13 protein-coding genes are annotated in these 18163 nt (G+C 71.5%); 11 read left to right on the top strand and 2 right to left on the bottom strand.

All coding sequences use genetic code 11. The features are described from left to right. Positions 1-90 precede the first annotated feature (90 nt). On the bottom strand, positions 91-1461 hold the full coding sequence (locus tag ABZX85_RS26645; protein WP_355873401.1) for a nitrate/nitrite transporter: 1371 nt from the start codon (positions 1459-1461) through the stop codon (positions 91-93). A gap of 691 nt (positions 1462-2152) precedes the next feature. Here ABZX85_RS26645 and ABZX85_RS26640 point away from each other — a divergent pair. The 6 genes from ABZX85_RS26640 to ABZX85_RS26615 all read left to right on the top strand — a co-directional run bounded on the left by ABZX85_RS26640 (position 2153) and on the right by ABZX85_RS26615 (position 10150). Then, positions 2153-2857 carry a CGNR zinc finger domain-containing protein gene (locus ABZX85_RS26640; protein ID WP_355873398.1) on the top strand — a complete coding sequence of 235 codons (705 nt, stop codon included), beginning with the start codon at positions 2153-2155 and terminating at the stop codon, positions 2855-2857. 788 nt (positions 2858-3645) lie between these two features. Beyond that, complete coding sequence (locus tag ABZX85_RS26635) at positions 3646-4167, top strand: sigma-70 family RNA polymerase sigma factor (RefSeq protein WP_010039908.1); 522 nt, start codon at positions 3646-3648, stop codon at positions 4165-4167. Positions 4168-4229: 62 nt separating this feature from the next. After that, the gene (locus ABZX85_RS26630) at positions 4230-5012 is read left to right on the top strand and encodes a zf-HC2 domain-containing protein (protein ID WP_355873395.1); all 783 of its coding nucleotides are present in this window, start codon (positions 4230-4232) and stop codon (positions 5010-5012) included. A 92-nt stretch (positions 5013-5104) separates the two neighbouring features. Continuing rightward, positions 5105-7597, top strand: coding sequence for a UvrD-helicase domain-containing protein (locus ABZX85_RS26625; RefSeq protein ID WP_355873392.1), 2493 nt, complete (start codon positions 5105-5107; stop codon positions 7595-7597). Between the two features lie 516 nt (positions 7598-8113). Beyond that, the gene (locus tag ABZX85_RS26620) at positions 8114-9544 is read left to right on the top strand and encodes an NAD-dependent malic enzyme (protein WP_355873389.1); all 1431 of its coding nucleotides are present in this window, start codon (positions 8114-8116) and stop codon (positions 9542-9544) included. 324 nt (positions 9545-9868) lie between these two features. After that, positions 9869-10150 (top strand): HU family DNA-binding protein, encoded by a 282-nt coding sequence (locus ABZX85_RS26615; protein ID WP_005486790.1) that lies wholly within the window; start codon positions 9869-9871, stop codon positions 10148-10150. An 87-nt stretch (positions 10151-10237) separates the two neighbouring features. Here the strand turns inward: ABZX85_RS26615 and murA are convergent, their stop codons facing one another. Further along, complete coding sequence (gene murA / locus ABZX85_RS26610; protein ID WP_355873386.1) at positions 10238-11584, bottom strand: UDP-N-acetylglucosamine 1-carboxyvinyltransferase; 1347 nt, start codon at positions 11582-11584, stop codon at positions 10238-10240. A 265-nt stretch (positions 11585-11849) separates the two neighbouring features. On the opposite strand from murA, the gene ABZX85_RS26605 reads away from it, so the two are divergent. The 5 genes from ABZX85_RS26605 to ABZX85_RS26585 all read left to right on the top strand — a co-directional run bounded on the left by ABZX85_RS26605 (position 11850) and on the right by ABZX85_RS26585 (position 18093). After that, positions 11850-12422, top strand: a complete 573-nt coding sequence (locus ABZX85_RS26605) for a YqgE/AlgH family protein (protein ID WP_355873383.1) — start codon at positions 11850-11852, stop codon at positions 12420-12422. Between the two features lie 28 nt (positions 12423-12450). After that, entirely contained in the window at positions 12451-12732 is a 282-nt protein-coding gene (locus tag ABZX85_RS26600; RefSeq protein WP_355873380.1) for a DUF3039 domain-containing protein, read from the top strand. Positions 12733-13049: 317 nt separating this feature from the next. Beyond that, positions 13050-13943 carry an FAD binding domain-containing protein gene (locus tag ABZX85_RS26595; RefSeq protein WP_355873377.1) on the top strand — a complete coding sequence of 298 codons (894 nt, stop codon included), beginning with the start codon at positions 13050-13052 and terminating at the stop codon, positions 13941-13943. Further along, positions 13940-15781: a 2Fe-2S iron-sulfur cluster-binding protein gene (locus tag ABZX85_RS26590; RefSeq protein ID WP_355873374.1), complete on the top strand. Its 1842-nt coding sequence runs from the start codon at positions 13940-13942 to the stop codon at positions 15779-15781. The genes ABZX85_RS26595 and ABZX85_RS26590 overlap by 4 nt, the downstream gene beginning before the upstream one ends. A 20-nt stretch (positions 15782-15801) precedes the next feature. Further along, the gene (locus tag ABZX85_RS26585; RefSeq protein ID WP_355873576.1) at positions 15802-18093 is read left to right on the top strand and encodes a molybdopterin cofactor-binding domain-containing protein; all 2292 of its coding nucleotides are present in this window, start codon (positions 15802-15804) and stop codon (positions 18091-18093) included. Positions 18094-18163 lie beyond the last annotated feature (70 nt).

Below are 18163 nucleotides of genomic sequence, written 5' to 3'. Positions count from 1 at the left end.
GAGGCGTCCCGGTTACTGAGGCCGCATGACCGACGAGCCTGTCAACGGTGCGTGACAGGCTCGGTTCCGGTCGGTGTCGGCGGTGTTACGTCACACCTTGGCGTAGCTGAGCTGCGGCTTCGACTCCGTGGTGATGATCGTGGGGGCGGGCTTGCGAAGGTATACGGCCCACGTCACCGCGAAGCAGGCGGCGTAGAAGGCGAGGAAGGCGACGAACGCGCCGGTGCCGGAGCCGTACGACAGGAACGACTGGCGGAACGCCATGTTGATGCCGACGCCGCCCAGTGCGCCGACCGCCCCGATGAGGCCCATCGACGCGCCCGACAGGCGCCGGCCGTACGCCGCGGCCTCCTCGCCCGTCAGCCCCTTGGCCTGCGCCTTCGCCTGGAAGATGCCGGGGATCATCTTGTACGTCGAGCCGTTGCCGAGGCCCGTCAGGACGAACAGGACGATGAACACGGTGACGAAGAAGGGGAGCGACTTCTGCATGCTCGCGACGACCAGCGCGGCCGTGGCCGCCGCCATGCCGACGTAGTTGTACAGGGTGATGCGGGCGCCGCCGTAGCGGTCCGCGAGCCAGCCGCCGACCGGGCGGATCAGGGAGCCCAGCAGGGGGCCGATGAAGGTCAGGTAGGCCGCCTGGAGCGGAGTGCGGCCGAACTGGTTCGTCAGGACCTGGCCGAAGGCGAACGAGTAGCCGATGAACGAGCCGAACGTGCCGACGTACAGGAACGACATGATCCAGGTGTGGCCGTCCTTCGCCGCGTCGATCGCGGCGCCGGTGTCGTTCTTCACGGACGTCAGGTTGTCCATGAACAGCGCGGCCAGGGTCGCGGCGATCACGATCAGCGGGATGTAGATGCCGAGCAGGACCCGCGGGCCGCCGCTCGCGCCGATCACCGCGAGGGCGATGAGCTGGATGACCGGGACGCCGATGTTGCCGCCGCCCGCGTTCAGGCCGAGCGCCCAGCCCTTCTTGCGGAGCGGGAAGAAGGCGTTGATGTTCGTCATCGACGAGGCGAAGTTTCCGCCGCCGATGCCTGCGAGCAGGCCGACCAGCAGGAACGTCCCGAACGACGTGCCCGGCTCCATCACCGTGAACGCGGCGATCGTCGGGATGAGGAGGAGGGCGGCCGAGATGATCGTCCAGTTCCGGCCGCCGAAGATCGCGACGGCGAAGGTGTAGGGGACGCGGACGACCGCGCCGACCAAGGTCACCATCGACGTCAGCAGGAACTTGTCCGCCGGGGTCAGGCCGTACTCCGGGCCCATGAACAGGACCAGGACCGACCACAGGGTCCAGATCGAGAAGCCGATGTGCTCCGACAGCACGGAGAAGATCAGGTTCCGGCGGGCGATCTTCTCACCGCCCGCGTTCCAGGACGCCTCGTCCTCCGGGTCCCAGTTCTCTATCCAGCGCCCCTTCTTGGGCGCTGCGGGAAGTGTGCCGGGGGATGTCATGACGCCTCCACGGTGGGTCCTGGACTCGGCTGCTGTCCCGAAGGTAGGGACCACGCGTTTCCAGGCTGTGCCAGGCGGTGACCGGAAGGGAACGTTGGTCTCACCGCGCGGGGGGACGGTTTGAGAGGTTGGGTGGGGTGGGGGGCAGGGTGATCGCGCGGGTGAGGGGTGGCTTGTGTGCGGGGGAAAGGGGCCGGGGCGGGCGGAGGCCGGTTTCCGGAGTGGGGAGTGCGCGAGGGCCGGCTGGGGCGGAGGGGAGGGGGGCGTATGCGTGCGGGGGATCGGGAGGGGGGAGGGGGTAAGGGCGGGGCTGGGGGTTGGGAGGGCGAGGGGCGGCTTGTGTCTGTGGGGAAGCGCCCGCGCGCCGGCGGGGGCGGTGGGACGTGTGCGGGGGGTCGGTCTGGGAGGGGTGGGGGCTTGTACGGGCCAGGCTGGAGGGGTCTCGTGTGAGGGGGCCGTGCGGGTGGGCTCCGGTTTGTGCCGGTGGGGGTGTACCAGGGGGCGTGGGGTGTGTGGGGGCGGCTCGGGGGTTCGTCGGCGACCCACTGTTTTCGTTCGGGGACAGTGCGCGAGCGCTCACGCGGGGAACCGTACGGCTTGGGTACGGAGGGGTTCCGGTGGAGTGGGCCGGGCAGGCACTGTGGGGAGGGAACACGCTCCTCTCCGTCCTCCCCCGGGTGGTGACAGGCACATGACGCTACGTACGGCGGCGGTCCCGGGACCCCCCTTCCCCCGTTTCGACGCCGGACGCCTCTGCCTCGACCTCCTCGCCACCACCCACCCCCACGAACGCCTCCCCGACCTGCCCTCCCTCACCACCTGGATCACCGCCTCCGGCCTCCTCCCCCCGTCCACCCCCCTCCCCGACGCCACCCCGCCCTGGCTGACCTCCTTCCGCGAACTCCGGGACGCGGTCGGCCACTTGATCCACGCGGTGCTCCATCCGGAGGGGGTGCGGCGGAGGGCGGGTTCCTACGACGCGGGTCCGTACGACGCGGGTCTGTACGACGCGGGTCTGTACGACGCCGGCTCGCGTGAGGGCGTCGCGTACGACGTCCATCCGTACGACCGTCCCCTCGCCGTCCTCAACGACGCCGCCCGGCCCGCGCCTCCCGTTCCCCGTGCGGTCCTTCTCGACGACGGTCGCCTCACCAGCCGTCTCGCCGAACCGCCCACCTGTCCCGCCCTCCTCTCCACCCTCGCCCGCGACGCCCTCGACCTCCTCACCGATCCCGGCTCCCTCTCCGCCCTGCGCCAGTGCGAGGGCGACAACTGCCCCATCGTCTACCTCGACACCTCCCGCGGACGCCGACGCCGTTGGTGCTCCAGCGAGATCTGCGGGAACAGGGAGAGGGTGGCCCGGCATCGGCGTAGGGCTGCGTTGGCTCGGGCTTGAAGGGGGGTGGGGTGAGGGCGGGTTGGGGTGCGGGTGCGGGTGGGTGGGGGGTGTTCGCGCAGTTCCCCGCGCCCCTGAGGGGGTGGGTGGTGCGGCTCGGCCGGTCGGTTGCAGGCAGGGAGGGGAGGGGTCCCTGTGCTGCGCCTCGGTTCTTCGGTTGCTGTCCTTCTCTCCCTGATTCGTCCTCATGGCGTGGAGTCCTCCCCCCACCCCCGCCGTCGGTATTCCGCCAACCCGCCTCCGGCGCCGAGTGCTTGGGGAGGGGGGTGAGTGGGGGTGGGTGTGGGGGTGGGGAGTTGGGGGGTGCTTGAAAGATGGGGGGTGGTGGGTATCGGAGGGGGGTCTGGTGTTTGCCGGGGCGTAACCCCTTCGACAGGCCGTGAAATCCCGTATTGCGGACGAAGGTTCGAGGGGAGAGTGGGTTTGATGGGGCGTCAAACTGTGAGGCGGCTGTCCCATATAGAGCATTCGCCGGGAAACGCCGTATCACCTCCCCGCACCAGTTGAAGTGATTTCGACAACACTCCGTTTCACTTGTGTGACCCCCGGGCAGCTGGCGCGATCTTGTCGATGTGGCGGAAATGTAAAGAACCGCGGGTGGGAATGTGCGGCCATGTCCACCTCGTCACGGCACCGCGAGGAAAGTTGTCGATGACCTTGAACACTCCGAACACCCCGCCCGTACTCGTGGCGGAGCGACCGACTGGGGGAACCCCCGGACATCGGAGGTGGGCGTGCGCAAGGATTCCGTCGTGGCCAATGAACGTGGATCGAGGGCCCGACATCGCATGTCCCAGCCCTCGGAGCCTGATGAGGAGCTGATGCGTGCCCTGTACCGGGAGCACGCCGGACCCCTCCTCGCATATGTCCTGCGCCTGGTCGCCGGAGACCGCCAACGCGCCGAGGACGTCGTACAAGAGACACTCATCCGTGCCTGGAAGAACGCCGGACAGCTCAATCGAGCCACCGGATCGGTACGCCCCTGGCTGGTGACGGTCGCCCGGCGCATCGTCATCGACGGACACCGCAGCCGGCAGGCCCGGCCGCAGGAGGTCGACCCGTCACCGCTGGAGGTCATCCCCGCGGAGGACGAGATCGACAAGGCGCTGTGGCTGATGACCCTGTCGGACGCGCTCGACGACCTGACCCCGGCCCACCGGGAGGTGCTCGTCGAGACGTACTTCAAGGGGCGTACCGTCAATGAGGCGGCGGAAACCCTGGGCATACCCAGCGGAACCGTCCGTTCCAGGGTGTTCTACGCCCTGCGGTCGATGAAGCTGGCTCTGGAGGAGCGGGGGGTGACGGCGTGATGAGTGTGTACGGGGGACACGGCGGCGGATTCGGCACAGGTGGTCCGGGTATGTCTGGACCCATGAGCCCCAGGCAGGGAGCACCGGCTCCCAACGAGCACGAGACGGTCGGCGCCTACGCCCTCGGCATTCTGGACGACGCCGAGGCGACCGCCTTCGAGGCTCACCTCGCGGGCTGCGAATGGTGCGCCCAGCAACTCGACGAGCTGGCCGGCATGGAGCCCATGCTCGCCGCCCTCGCGGACCTCCCGGGCACCGGCACCCCCGCCATCGGCGAGTCGCTCTCCGCCAAGCCCAGCCCCCGCCTGGTCGAGAAGCTGGTCGACGAGGTCGCCGACCGCCGCGCGGTCAAACGCCGGCGCTCGTTCTTCCTGGTGGCGGCAGCCGCCGCGCTCATCATCGGCGGCCCGCTCGGCGTCATGGCCGCGACCGGCGGCAGTGACGGCGGCGGCGCCAAGGACAAGAACGTCGTGGCCTCCGCGAACCCCGCGAAGGACGTCTTCGGCACGCTCTCCGACAAGAAGACCGCGACCGACGCCTCCACGAAGGTCACCGGCACCGTCGCCTACGCCAAGAAGGCGTGGGGCACCGAGGCCGTGATCGAACTGAAGAACGTGGCCGGTCCGGAGAAGTGCGTCCTCATCGCCGTCGGCAAGAACGGCGAGCGGGAGACCGTCTCCACCTGGGCCGTCCCGGAATGGGGCTACGGCCTCCCGGGTGCCAAGACCGAGCAGGCCCGCAACCCGCTCTACGTCATGGGCGGCACGTCCATGACACCCGACCAGATCGACCACTACGAGGTCGTCACCCTGGGCGGCAAGAAGCTCGTCCAGATCGACGCCTGAGTCCAAAACGGCGCACACGCGCGCGTGACTTCCACGTACGGGCCCCTTTCGCGTACGGTTGACGGCTGCCCAGCACGTCAGAAGGGGGCCCGGTGGCCGCTCAGGCTCAACAGGAAACCGCGCTCGGATCAGCGACCACGACGGTCCAGGACCAGGTCCAGGACTCCGTACGGGACCGCGAGATCAGCGTCGAACAGGAACACCTCGACCGGGTCTACCGGCGCCTGGAGGAGAAGATCCATCAGGCGGAGTTCCTGCTCCACGACGCCTCGCAACGCGGCCAGGTCGGTACGCCCGGCGCACTCGCCGAGCGGGACGCCCAGGTCTTCCGCGCCGGTATCCATCTCAACCGGCTGAACAACGAGTTCGAGGACTTCCTCTTCGGCCGGATCGACCTGCTCCTCGGCAAGGACGGCAAGAAGGGCCCCGACGGCGCCTACACCGCCGTCGAACCCGCCGAGGGCGTCATCCGGGAGGACAACACCGCCGACATCGCCGAGACGCTCCACATCGGCCGGATCGGCGTCCTCGACGAGGAGTACGCCCCCCTCGTCATCGACTGGCGCGCGCCCGCCGCCGCGCCGTTCTACCGCTCCACCCCGGTCGACCCCGGCCGCGTCGTCCGCCGCCGGGTCATCCGCTCCAAGGGCCGCCGCGTCCTCGGCGTCGAGGACGACCTGATGCGCCCCGAGCTGACGGCGTTCCTGGACGGCGCGAAGCTCCCCGCGATCGGCGACGGCGCCCTCATGGCCGCGCTCGGCCAGGCCCGTACGCACACGATGCGCGACATCGTCTCCTCCATCCAGGCGGAGCAGGACCTCGTCATCCGCGCCCCCGCCGCGTCCGTCGCGTACGTCGAGGGCGGGCCCGGCACCGGCAAGACGGCCGTCGCCCTGCACCGCGCGGCCTACCTCCTTTACCAGGACCGGCGCCGCTACGCGGGCTGCATCCTGATCGTCTCCCCGACCCCGCTCCTGGTCGCCTACACGGAGGGCGTGCTGCCGTCCCTGGGCGAGGAGGGCCAGGTGGCGATCCGGGCCATCGGCTCCCTCGTCGACGGCGCGGAGGCCACCCTGTACGACGCGCCGGCCGTCGCCCGCGCCAAGGGGTCGTACCGGATGCTGAGGGTGCTGCGGAAGGCGGCCCGGGGGGCGCTGGAGGTGACCCCTACGGGTACTACGGGCTCGGGTACCGGTACTACGGGTACTACGGGTCAGCTCGCCTTCGGTGACGACCCCGACGCGTCCCCCGTACACCCCGTACCCCCCGGTCCCCCCACCCGCCTCCGCGTCGTCGCCTTCAACCGGCGGCTGGAGCTGGAGGCCCCCGCCCTGGAGCGCGTCCGCCACACCGCGCTCAGCGGCACCGCGCCCGTCAACATGCTCCGCCCGCGCGCCCGGAAGCTGCTGCTGGACGCGCTGTGGGAGCGGTCGGGCGCGGCGACCCGGCACACCGACCCGGAACTCGCCGCCGAACTGCGCCTCTCCTTCGACGAGGACGTGTCGACAGAAGACGCTTTCATCGAGTTTCTGGACGCCTGGTGGCCCGAGCTGACCCCGAAGGGCGTGCTCGCGGCGATGTCCGACGAACGGCGCCTCGGGCGCTGGGCGCGGCGGATTCTGAACCCGGGCGAGGTGCGCCGGGTCGCGCGCTCGCTGAAGCGGGACGGCCACTCCGTGCACGACATCGCGATGCTCGACGAGTTGCAGGCGATCCTCGGGACCCCGGCCCGGCCGCGCAAGAAGCGCGAACTGGACCCCCTGGACCAGCTCACCGGCCTCGACGAGCTGATGCCGGTGCGCGAGGAGTCCCAGCGGGAGCGCGCCGAGCGGCTCGCGCAGGAACGGGTGGAGTACGCGCACGTCATCGTGGACGAGGCGCAGGACCTGACGCCGATGCAGTGGCGGATGGTCGGCCGCCGGGGCCGGCACGCGACCTGGACGGTCGTCGGGGACCCCGCCCAGTCCTCCTGGTCCGACCCGGACGAGGCCGCCGAGGCCCGCGACGAGGCCCTCGGCACCCGGCCGCGCCGCCGCTTCACCCTCACCGTCAACTACCGCAACCCGGCCGAGATCGCCGACCTCGCCGCGAAGGTGCTGGCCCTGGCGATGCCGGGCGCGCAGTCACCGAGGGCGGTGCGCTCCACCGGGATCGTCCCGCGCTTCGTCGCGATGAACGGCGCGAGCAGCCCGAGCGCCGCGAACGGCGTGAACGGCACGAACGGCGAGCGCGCCGGCACCGTACGGAAAACGCTTGCGGAAACGGTCCGCGAGGAGACCGCGCGGCTGCTGGAGCAGGTGGACGGCACCGTGGGCGTCGTCGTCGCGATGAACCGCCGCGAGGAGGCCCGCCGCTGGCTCGACGGCCTCGGCGACCGCGCGGTGGCCCTCGGCAGCCTGGAGGCGAAGGGCCTGGAGTACGACGCGACGGTCGTCGTCTCCCCGGCGGAGATCGCGGACGAGTCCCCGGCGGGCCTGCGCGTCCTGTACGTCGCCCTGACCCGCGCCACCCAGCAGCTCACGGTCGTCTCGGCGGACCGCGACCAGCCGGACGGGGAGGGCGTCCCGGACCTGCTGCGGGACTAGGCCGTGTCTTTCGGATCAGTCCGCCTCAAGAGGCGGTGCCTTCGTAACGCCGGTGAGCGGGGCGTGGTGCGTGCAGCTGCAAGGCGGAGGAGGGAGTCGACGCGGCGCGTCGGCGACTGACGACAACGCGGCAGATGTGCGTGCCACGCCCCGCGCCCAGGGCTGATCCGAAAGACACGGCCTAGGTTTCCTGTGAACTCCCCGGACGGGAATGGTTCGGTGGCGGGTGTTTGTTAGCCTTGCTGTGACACCGGCTCGATCCAAGCCCCCGGGCCCAACCTTAGTCGCTTCGAGCGACCACTTGCCGCGAGGCGAGCATGGCGGGCCGGTGTCGCAGGCTTGACGCAGGAGGCCCCCGTCCGTTCGGACGGGGGCCTCTTCGCGTCGTGAACAAAAGGTTCGCAATGCGGGACCGGCTAACGCCTACCCGACGGTAGGTGCGACGATCGGACAGCAAGATTCAGCCGAACGGCGAAGCCTACGGTGAAGTTCTTACGGTGAAAGAGGAAGTCGGCCATGGCAACGGCGCCCAGCGTCTCCTACTCGATGACGATCCGGCTGGAGGTACCCGCCGGCGGGACCGCCGTATCGGCCCTCACCTCCGTCGTGGAATCCTCCGGCGGCTCCGTCACCGGCCTCGACGTGACCGCGTCCGGTCACGAGCGGCTCCGTATCGACGTCACGATCGCGGCCACCTCGACCGTGCACGCCGAGGAGATCGTCGAGAAGCTGCGCGGCGTCGAGGGCGTCACCCTCGGCAAGGTCTCGGACCGTACGTTCCTGATGCACCTCGGCGGCAAGATCGAGATGCAGTCCAAGCACCCCATCCGCAACCGTGACGACCTCTCGATGATCTACACCCCGGGCGTCGCCCGCGTGTGCATGGCGATCGCCGAGAACCCCGAGGACGCCCGCCGCCTCACCATCAAGCGCAACTCCGTCGCGGTCGTCACCGACGGCTCCGCGGTCCTCGGCCTCGGCAACATCGGCCCCAAGGCCGCCCTGCCGGTCATGGAGGGCAAGGCGGCCCTCTTCAAGCGGTTCGCCGGCATCGACGCCTGGCCGCTGTGCCTCGACACCCAGGACACCGACGAGATCGTCGCGATCGTCAAGGCCATCGCCCCCGGGTTCGCCGGCATCAACCTGGAGGACATCTCCGCGCCGCGCTGCTTCGAGATCGAGGCCCGGCTGCGCGAGGCCCTCGACATCCCCGTCTTCCACGACGACCAGCACGGCACCGCCATCGTCGTCCTCGCCGCCCTCACCAACGCGCTGCGGGTCGTCGGCAAGGACGTCTCCGATGTGAGGGTCGTCATGTCCGGCGCGGGCGCGGCCGGTACCGCGATCCTCAAGCTGCTCCTCGCGGCGGGCGTCAAGCAGGCCGTCGTCGCCGACATCCACGGCGTCGTCCACGCCGCCCGTACGGACCTCGTGGACGCCCCGGCGGACTCGCCGCTGCGCTGGATCGCCGACAACACCAACCACGAGGGCCTCACCGGGACGCTGAAGGAGGCCGTGCGCGGGGCGGACGTCTTCATCGGGGTCTCCGCGCCGAACGTCATCGACGGGGACGACGTCGCCGCGATGGCCGAGGGCGCGATCGTCTTCGCGCTCGCGAACCCGGACCCCGAGGTGGACCCGGGTGTCGCCCGGCAGACCGCCGCCGTCGTCGCCACGGGCCGCTCCGACTTCCCGAACCAGATCAACAACGTGCTGGTCTTCCCGGGTGTCTTCCGCGGTCTCCTCGACGCGCAGTCCCGGACCGTCAACACGGAAATGATGCTTGCGGCCGCGAAGGCGCTGGCGGACGTCGTCACCGAGGGCGAGCTGAACCCGAACTACATCATCCCGAGCGTCTTCAACGACAAGGTCGCCGGCGCGGTCGCCGGGGCCGTCCGGGACGCGGCGAAGGCGGCGGGCGCGTCGGCTTCCACCTCGGCCTCCTAATAGTCGTAAGAACGCGCGTCCGGGGGCGGTCGGGGGGTAAATCCTCGCGCCCCCGGACGCGGTTTCTGTGAGACTTCCCACGCCTCCTGCCCGGCGCGTCGCGAAACCGCGCACACAGGCGTTGACTCTAGGGTTGCGGCCGAACAGGCGCTTTTCGTGTGACTCCCAGGGGGGTTCTCACGACCCCTAGGGGTGCCGGATTGGCTTTCGCGCCGCAGGTAGGGGCAGGATGCGACCCTGGGCGCGAGCGTATCGGCTTCGCTGTGCCCGAGGCTTTGCCGCAGGGCACGCCCCAACAGCAATGAAGAACACGGGAGTAACAACATGAACCGCAGTGAGCTGGTGGCCGCGCTGGCCGACCGCGCCGAGGTGACCCGTAAGGACGCCGACGCCGTGCTGGCCGCGTTCGCCGAGGTCGTCGGTGACATCGTCGCCAAGGGCGACGAGAAGGTCACGATCCCCGGCTTCCTGACCTTCGAGCGCACCCACCGTGCCGCTCGCACCGCGCGCAACCCGCAGACCGGCGACCCCATCCAGATCCCGGCGGGCTACTCCGTCAAGGTCTCCGCGGGCAGCAAGCTCAAGGAAGCGGCGAAGGGCAAGTAAGGCCCCACGGCCTAGCCTCGCTAAAACAAATGTCGGGGCGGCCCTCCTTTCCGGGAGGGCCGCCCCGACGTCGTACTCAAAGGCTTTCTAACCCAGCGCCTTGCCCGGAAGTTCGACCTTCGCGCCGAGCTCCACGAGTTTCTCCATGAAGTTCTCGTAGCCCCGGTTGATCAGGTCGATGCCGTGGACCCGGGAGGTGCCCTCGGCGGCCAGGGCGGCGATGAGGTAGGAGAAGCCGCCTCGGAGGTCGGGGATGACCAGGTCGGCGCCCTGGAGCTTGGTGGGGCCGGAGACGACCGCCGAGTGGAGGAAGTTGCGGCGCCCGAAGCGGCAGTCGGAGCCGCCGAGGCACTCGCGGTAGAGCTGGATGTGCGCGCCCATCTGGTTGAGCGCGGAGGTGAAGCCGAGGCGGGACTCGTAGACCGTCTCGTGGACGATGGAGAGCCCGGTGGCCTGCGTGAGGGCGACCACGAGCGGCTGCTGCCAGTCCGTCTGGAAGCCGGGGTGCACGCCGGTCTCCAGCGCGATGGACTTGAGCCGGCCCCCGGGGTGCCAGAAGCGGATGCCGTCGTCGTCGATCTGGAAGGCCCCGCCGACCTTCCGGTACGTGTTCAGGAACGTCATCATCGAGCGCTGCTGGGCGCCGCGGATGTAGATGTTCCCGTTGGTCGCGAGGGCCGCGGAAGCCCAGGAGGCGGCCTCCAGGCGGTCCGGGAGGGCCGCGTGGGTGTAGCCGCCGAGCTTGTCGACGCCGGTGATGCGGATCGTGCGGTCGGTGTCGATGGCGATGATCGCGCCCATCTTCTGCAGGACGCAGATGAGGTCCTCGATCTCCGGCTCGACCGCCGCGTTGGACAGCTCGGTGAGGCCCTCGGCGAGCACCGCCGTCAGCAGCACCTGCTCGGTCGCGCCGACCGACGGGTACGGCAGCCGTATCTTCGTACCGCGCAGCCGCTGCGGCGCCTCCAGGTACTGACCGTCCGCCCGCTTCTCGATCGTCGCGCCGAACTGCCGCAGTACGTCGAAGTGGAAGTCGATCGGCCGGCCGCCGATGTCGCAGCCCCCGAGCCCGGGGATGAACGCGTGCCCGAGCCGGTGCAGCAGCGGACCGCAGAACAGGATCGGGATACGGCTGGAGCCCGCGTGCGCGTCGATGTCCGCGACGTTCGCGCTCTCCACGTACGTCGGGTCCATCACCAGCTCGCCGGGCTCCTCGCCCGGACGGACCGTCACCCCGTGCAGTTGCAGCAGTCCGCGTACGACACGCACGTCACGGATGTCCGGAACGTTGCGCAGCCGACTCGGCTCGCTGCCCAGCAGGGCGGCGACCATGGCCTTCGGTACGAGGTTCTTCGCACCGCGGACACGGATCTCCCCCTCCAGCGGAGTCCCGCCGTGGACAATCAGTACGTCGTCAGAGCCGTTGACGGTCATGAATCTCGCGTTCCGTGGAGTGGGTCAGGGGCCAGAAGGGAAAGGGTAATCGCCGTTCGCCCCCCTTCCGGAAGCCCGGGAGGCGCTCAGGACCGTCATAGCCGTGTCACAACACGATCGGTGTGGTGCCGGGTACGTGCGGTCACTGACCGGGCACGCACGCGTGGAGCACGTTTCAGGTGCCCGGAGCTGCCCGGATCTCTCCAGGTCGGCTCTGAGCGGATTGCCTCCCCACGCGCGGGGAAGATGCGGGATCATGTCTGGCATGACCGAGGTGTCCTCGCTCACAGGGCGGCTGCTCGTGGCAACGCCCGCCCTGGCGGACCCGAACTTCGACCGTGCGGTGGTGCTTCTCCTCGACCACGACGAGGAGGGCTCCCTCGGTGTCGTCCTCAACCGCCCGACGCCCGTCGGCGTGGGTGACATCCTGGCGGGCTGGGCCGACCTCGCCGGTGAACCCGGCGTCGTCTTCCAGGGCGGCCCCGTCTCCCTCGACTCCGCGCTCGGTGTCGCCGTGATCCCCGGCGGCGCCTCCGGGGAGCGCGCCCCGCTCGGCTGGCGGCGGGTGCACGGCGCGATCGGCCTCGTCGACCTGGAGGCCCCGCCCGAGCTCCTCGCGAAGGCGCTCGGCTCGCTGCGCATCTTCGCCGGGTACGCCGGCTGGGGCCCGGGACAGCTGGAGAACGAGCTGGGGGACGGCGCCTGGTACGTCGTCGAGTCGGAACCCGGCGACGTCTCCTCGCCGGCCCCCGAGAGACTCTGGCGCGAGGTCCTGCGCCGCCAGCGCAGCCAGCTCGCGATGGTGGCCACGTACCCGGACGACCCTTCGCTCAACTGACGGGTGTGAGCTTCAGTACCCTGGGCCCATGAGCACTCTCGAACCCGAGCGCGGAACCGGTACGGGAACCCTCGTCGAGCCGACGCCGCAGGTGTCGCACGGCGACGGCGACCACGAGCGGTTCGCGCACTACGTCCAGAAGGACAAGATCATGGCGAGCGCCCTCGACGGGACTCCCGTCGTCGCGCTCTGCGGCAAGGTCTGGGTGCCCGGCCGGGACCCCAAGAAGTACCCGGTGTGCCCCATGTGCAAGGAGATCTACGAGTCCATGGGCTCCGGGGACGACAAGGGCGGCGACGGCAAGAAGTAGCTCGGCCGGTCTCGACGGAAGCCTCCGGCACGCGCGTGTGTGCGCGTGCCGGAGGCTTCCGTGCGCTCGGGCGGGTTCCGATACGCACCTTGTAGGTATGTAGGGGAAAATCCGCTCAGGGTCACCGAAGAGGGGCAATTCGAGCAGAGCGGGGACGGTCGGAGAAAACGGGTCTGAGGTGGGCGAACGTCCCCAAGTGGACCCCTGTCCTCGGGTGTTGCGAACATGTGCCAGAGTTGCCACGTCCGCCCTGTCAGCACGTACCGTACGGCGCAACAGGTGGGACCAGGTGGGGCAGCGGGAAGGGGCAGCCGGTTTTGACCACGCACGCACCGCAGGCGGCGCAGTCCGTGACGCTGCCCACGACCCTGGACGAGGCCGTCGCGGCCCTCGGGGCGATGCCCACGGCCGTCCCCGTGGCGGGCGGCACCGACCTGATGGCCGCCGTCAACTCCGGCCAGCTCAGGCCCGCCGCGCTGGTCGGCCTCGGCCGGATCAGCGAGATCCGCGGCTGGCAGTACCAGGACGGCCACGCCCTCCTCGGCGCGGGCCTCACGCACGCGCGCATGGGACGCCCCGACTTCGCCGCCCTCATCCCCGCCCTCGCCGCCTCTGCGCGCGCGGCGGGCCCTCCGCAGATCCGCAATGCGGGCACGCTGGGCGGCAACATCGCCACCGCCGCGCCCACCGGGGACGCGCTCCCGGTGCTCGCCGCCCTGGAGGCCACCCTCGTCATCGCGGGGGCCGACGGCGCGCGCCGCGAGATCCCCGTCTCCCACCTGCTGGCCGGCATGGAGATGCTGCGCGGCGGCGAACTCATCGGGTACGTGCGCGTGCCGCTGCTGCACGCCCCCCAGGTCTTCCTCAAGGCGACCGGCCGCACCGGACCGGGCCGCGCCGTTGCCTCCGTCGCCCTCGTCCTCGACCCCGCCCGGCGCGGCGTGCGGTGCGCGGTCGGCGCCATCGCCCCGATGCCGCTGCGCCCGCTGGACGCCGAGGCGTGGGTCGCCCGGCTCATCGACTGGGACAACAACCGGCGGCTCGTCCCCGAGGCGCTCACCGCCTTCGGCGAGTACGTCGCCGCCGCCTGCATCCCCGACCCGGTCCCGGAGGTCGACGGCAGCGTCGTCCCGCTGCCGCCCGCCGTACTGCACCTGCGGCGCACCGTCGCCGCGCTGGCCCGACGAGCACTGGGGAGGGCGCTGTCGTGACCGACGAGCAGCACAGTCAGGAACACGGCACGCCCCAGGGCGTCAGCCGCTGGGACCCGCTGCCCCAGGGCGACTACGACGACGGCGCGACGGCCTTCGTCAAGCTGCCCGAGGGCGGCGTGGACGCGCTCCTCGCGCGCGAGCCCCTCGCCGCGCCGGGCCACGGCTACGTCCCGCCGCCGATAGCGCCCACGCCGGGCGCCGAGAACTGGGCCGCCCCCGCGGACGGCGTCGAATGGCCGGCGCCCACCGGCCCTGGGCCCGGCTCCGGTTCCGGTTCCGGGCACGACCGCTTCACCTACCCCGGGCAGCACACCGGGCAGTGGACCTACGAGGAGCCGCCGCCCGCCGCGCCCGCGCACGACGTCACCGGACAGTGGTCCATCCCCGTCGCCGGGGGCGATCTGCCGGACGAGTCCGGGGAGTTCACCGCCTCCGCGCTGGTCGAGCAGCAGTGGGGCGGCGATCAGCCGCCGAGCCTGCCCGGCGGGGCCGCCGAGCCCTGGGCCGAGGCGGGATGGGAGCAGCGGGCGCACGCCGACGGGTCCGAGGGGCGCGGGGTCGAACTCCCGGGTCTCTCCGGGTACTCGGACGGCCGCGGTGTCGACTACGCCGGGTCGGTGGGGCATTCCGACGGGCACGGGGTGGGCTATCCCGAGGTGCCGGGCGGCGAGCCGGGCGAGGGGCACCCCGACGGGCACTCCGAGGGGCGGGGTGTCGATCTGTTCGGTGGGCACACCGACGGGCGCGGGGTCGAACTCCCTGGTCCGTCCGGCGAGTCGGCCGCTTCCGCTGGTCATGCCCCTGTCGAGTCGGGGGGCGGCGCGCACACCGTCGCCGAGCCCGACGCCGCCTCCGCCGCCATCAACCGGCTGACGCTGGGCGCCGGTCAGCGGCTCGCGCCGGAGGCCGAGGAGGTCCCGGACGCCGGTTCGGGCGAGCCGTCCGGTTCGGGCGAGCCGTCCGGTTCGGGCGAGCCGTCCGGCGCGGGTGGGTCGTCCGGCGCGGGTGGGTCCGGCGATGCGGCCGAGACCCCGACCGTCGAACCGTCGTACGAAGCCCCGCAGGAGCCCGTGGAGGGCGCTGAGAGCGCCTCCGAGGCCGAGAGTGACCCCGAGGTCACCCCGAGTGGCTCCGAGGGCCTGGACGGGGCTCAGGGGGACGCGGGGGCGGACGAGGCCGAGGAAGTCGCCCCGCCGCCCGCCGAGGAACACCCCCTCGCCTCCTACGTCCTGTCCGTCAACGGCGCCGACCGGCCCGTCACCGACGCGTGGATCGGCGAGTCGCTGCTGTACGTGCTGCGCGAGCGCCTCGGCCTCGCCGGCGCCAAGGACGGCTGCTCGCAGGGCGAGTGCGGCGCCTGCAACGTCCAGGTGGACGGCCGGCTCGTCGCCTCCTGCCTCGTCCCCGCCGTGACGACCGCCGGGAGCGAGATCCGTACGGTCGAGGGTCTCGCCGTCGAGGGACAGCCGTCCGACGTCCAGCGCGCGCTCGCGCGGTGCGGCGCCGTCCAGTGCGGCTTCTGCGTCCCCGGGATGGCGATGACCGTGCACGACCTGCTGGAGGGCAACCCGGCGCCCACCGAACTGGAGGCGCGCCAGGCCCTGTGCGGCAACCTGTGCCGCTGCTCCGGCTACCGGGGCGTCCTGGACGCCGTCCAGGAGGTCGTCCAGGAACGTGAGGCCATCGCCGCCGCCGAGGCTGAGTCGGACGGCGACGGGGCACGTATTCCGCATCAGGCGGGCCCGGGGTCCGGCGGGGCACACCCGTCGGTCTTCGACACGGGGACCTTGGGAGGTCAGGGCCAGGTGTTCGGCCAGGACGGAGGCCAGGCGTGAGTCAGGATGCTGTCGCCGCCGTGCCGCCGCCGATCGTCGCGGAGGCGGTGCCCGTTCCCGAGGCGATCGCGCACGGGCTGGGTTCGTCGCTGCATCCGGCGGACGCGCGCGCGAAGACCGAGGGGACCTTCCCCTACGCCGCCGACCTGTGGGCGGAGGGGCTGCTCTGGGCGGCCGTCCTGCGCTCACCGCACCCACGCGCGCGCGTGGTGTCGATCGACACGTCCCACGCGCGCGAGATGCCCGGCGTCCGCGCCGTCATCACCCACGAGGACGTCCCCGGCACCCCCCGGCACGGCAGAGGCGTCGTCGACCGCCCGGTGTTCGCCTCCGAGATCGTCCGCCACCACGGCGAACCCCTCGCGGCCGTCGCCGCCGACCACCCCGACACCGCGCGGATGGCAGCCGCCGCCGTCATCGTCGAGTACGAGGTCCTCGACCCGGTCACCGACCCGGAGCAGGCGTTCGAGGCCGAACCGCTGCACCCGGACGGCAACCTGATCCGGCACATCCCGCTGCGCCACGGCGACCCCGAGGCGGTCGGCGAGATCGTCGTCGAGGGCCAGTACCGCATCGGCCGCGCCGACCCCGCCCCGATCGGCGCCGAGGCCGGACTCGCCGTGCCCCGCCCGGACGGCGGCGTCGAGCTGTACCTCGCCTCCACCGACCCGCACACCGACCGCGACACCGCCGCCGCCGTCTACGGACTGCCCGCCGAGCGCGTCAAGATCGTCGTCACCGGTGTCCCCGGGGCCACCGCCGACCGCGAGGACCAGGGCTTCCAGCTGCCCCTCGGGCTGCTCGCGCTGAAGACCGGCTGCCCGGTGAAACTCACCGCCACGCGCGAGGAGTCGTTCCTCGGGCACGCCCACCGCCACCCCACGCTCCTGCGCTACCGCCACCACGCCGACGCCGAGGGCCGGCTCGTCAAGGTCGAGGCGCAGATCCTGCTCGACGCGGGCGCGTACGCGGACACGTCGTCCGAGGCGCTCGCCGCCGCCGTGTCGTTCGCCTGCGGCCCGTACGTCGTCCCGAACGCGTTCATCGAGGGGTGGGCCGTCCGTACGAACAACCCGCCCTCCGGGCACGTGCGCGGGGAGGGCGCGATGCAGGTCTGCGCGGCCTACGAGGCGCAGATGGACAAGCTCGCGAAGAAGCTCGGGCTCGACCCCGCCGAGCTGCGCCTGCGCAACGTGATGGCCACCGGGGACGTCCTGCCGACCGGCCAGACCGTCACCTGCCCCGCGCCCGTCGCGGAGCTGCTCCAGGCCGTCCAGGAGCACCCCCTGCCCGCGCTCCCCAAGGACACCCCCGAGGACGAGTGGCTCCTCCCGGGCGGTCCCGAGGGCGCCGGGGAGCCCGCTGCCGTCCGCCGGGGCGTCGGGTACGGGCTCGGCATGGTCCACATGCTCGGCGCCGAGGGCGCCGACGAGGTCTCCACGGCCACCGTGAAGGTGCAGGGCGGCGTCGCGACCGTGCTGTGCGCGGCCGTCGAGTCCGGCCAGGGGTTCACCACGCTCGCGCGCCAGATCGTCCAGGAGACCCTCGGGATCGACGAGGTGCACGTCGCGCCGGTCGACACCGACCAGCCGCCCGCGGGCCCCGGCTGCCGCGGCCGGCACACCTGGGTCTCCGGGGGGGCCGTCGAGCGGGCCGCCAAGATGGTCCGTACGCAGTTGTTGCAGCCCCTGGCGCACAAGTTCGGCATGTCCCACGAGCTGCTCCAGATCACCGACGGGAAGATCACGTCCTACGACGGCGTGCTCTCCACCACCGTCGCCGAGGAGCTGCACGGCAAGGAGCTGTGGGCCACCGCGCAGTGCCGTCCGCACCCCACCGAGCCGCTCGACGGGGCCGGTCAGGGCGACGCCTTCGTCGGACTCGCCTTCTGCGCCGTCCGCGCGGTCGTCGACGTCGACATCGAGCTGGGTTCCGTGCGGGTCGTCGAACTCGCCGTCGCCCAGGACGTCGGGCGGGTGCTGAACCCTTCGCAACTGGCTGCCCGGATCGAGGCCGGCGTCACCCAAGGGGTGGGCATCGCCCTCACGGAGAACCTCCGCACCCCGCGCGGGCTGATCCGCCACCCCGATCTCACCGGCTACTCCCTCCCCACCTCCCTGGACGCCCCCGACATCACCATCGTCAAGCTCGTCGAGGAACGTGACGTCGTCGCACCGTTCGGGGCGAAGGCGGTCAGCGCGGTCCCCGTGGTGACGTCTCCGGCGGCTGTCGCGTCGGCTGTGCGGGCGGCTACGGGGCGGCCGGTGAACCGGTTGCCGATACGGCCTCAGGCGGCGGTGGTGACGCAGTAGGGGGCGGGCGGTTGCCGGGCGGGATCTCCGCGCGGCGTTTTTCCGATCATCGGGGTGATGGTGTCGGGGA

The organism is Streptomyces sp. NPDC004539 (assembly GCF_040610055.1).
In the GTDB taxonomy this organism is placed as follows: domain Bacteria; phylum Actinomycetota; class Actinomycetes; order Streptomycetales; family Streptomycetaceae; genus Streptomyces.
Note: the sequence above shows the minus strand (reverse complement) of the source record. Positions and strands in the feature narration are given on the sequence as shown.

Coding starts and splice junctions, on each gene's coding strand:
- ABZX85_RS26600 (WP_355873380.1), top strand. CDS start 12,451: ATGAGCACTCTCGAACCCGAGCGCGGAACCGGTACGGGAACCCTCGTC.
- ABZX85_RS26615 (WP_005486790.1), top strand. CDS start 9,869: ATGAACCGCAGTGAGCTGGTGGCCGCGCTGGCCGACCGCGCCGAGGTG.
- murA (WP_355873386.1), bottom strand. CDS start 11,584: ATGACCGTCAACGGCTCTGACGACGTACTGATTGTCCACGGCGGGACT.
- ABZX85_RS26620 (WP_355873389.1), top strand. CDS start 8,114: ATGGCAACGGCGCCCAGCGTCTCCTACTCGATGACGATCCGGCTGGAG.
- ABZX85_RS26630 (WP_355873395.1), top strand. CDS start 4,230: ATGAGCCCCAGGCAGGGAGCACCGGCTCCCAACGAGCACGAGACGGTC.
- ABZX85_RS26605 (WP_355873383.1), top strand. CDS start 11,850: ATGACCGAGGTGTCCTCGCTCACAGGGCGGCTGCTCGTGGCAACGCCC.
- ABZX85_RS26640 (WP_355873398.1), top strand. CDS start 2,153: ATGACGCTACGTACGGCGGCGGTCCCGGGACCCCCCTTCCCCCGTTTC.
- ABZX85_RS26635 (WP_010039908.1), top strand. CDS start 3,646: ATGTCCCAGCCCTCGGAGCCTGATGAGGAGCTGATGCGTGCCCTGTAC.
- ABZX85_RS26645 (WP_355873401.1), bottom strand. CDS start 1,461: ATGACATCCCCCGGCACACTTCCCGCAGCGCCCAAGAAGGGGCGCTGG.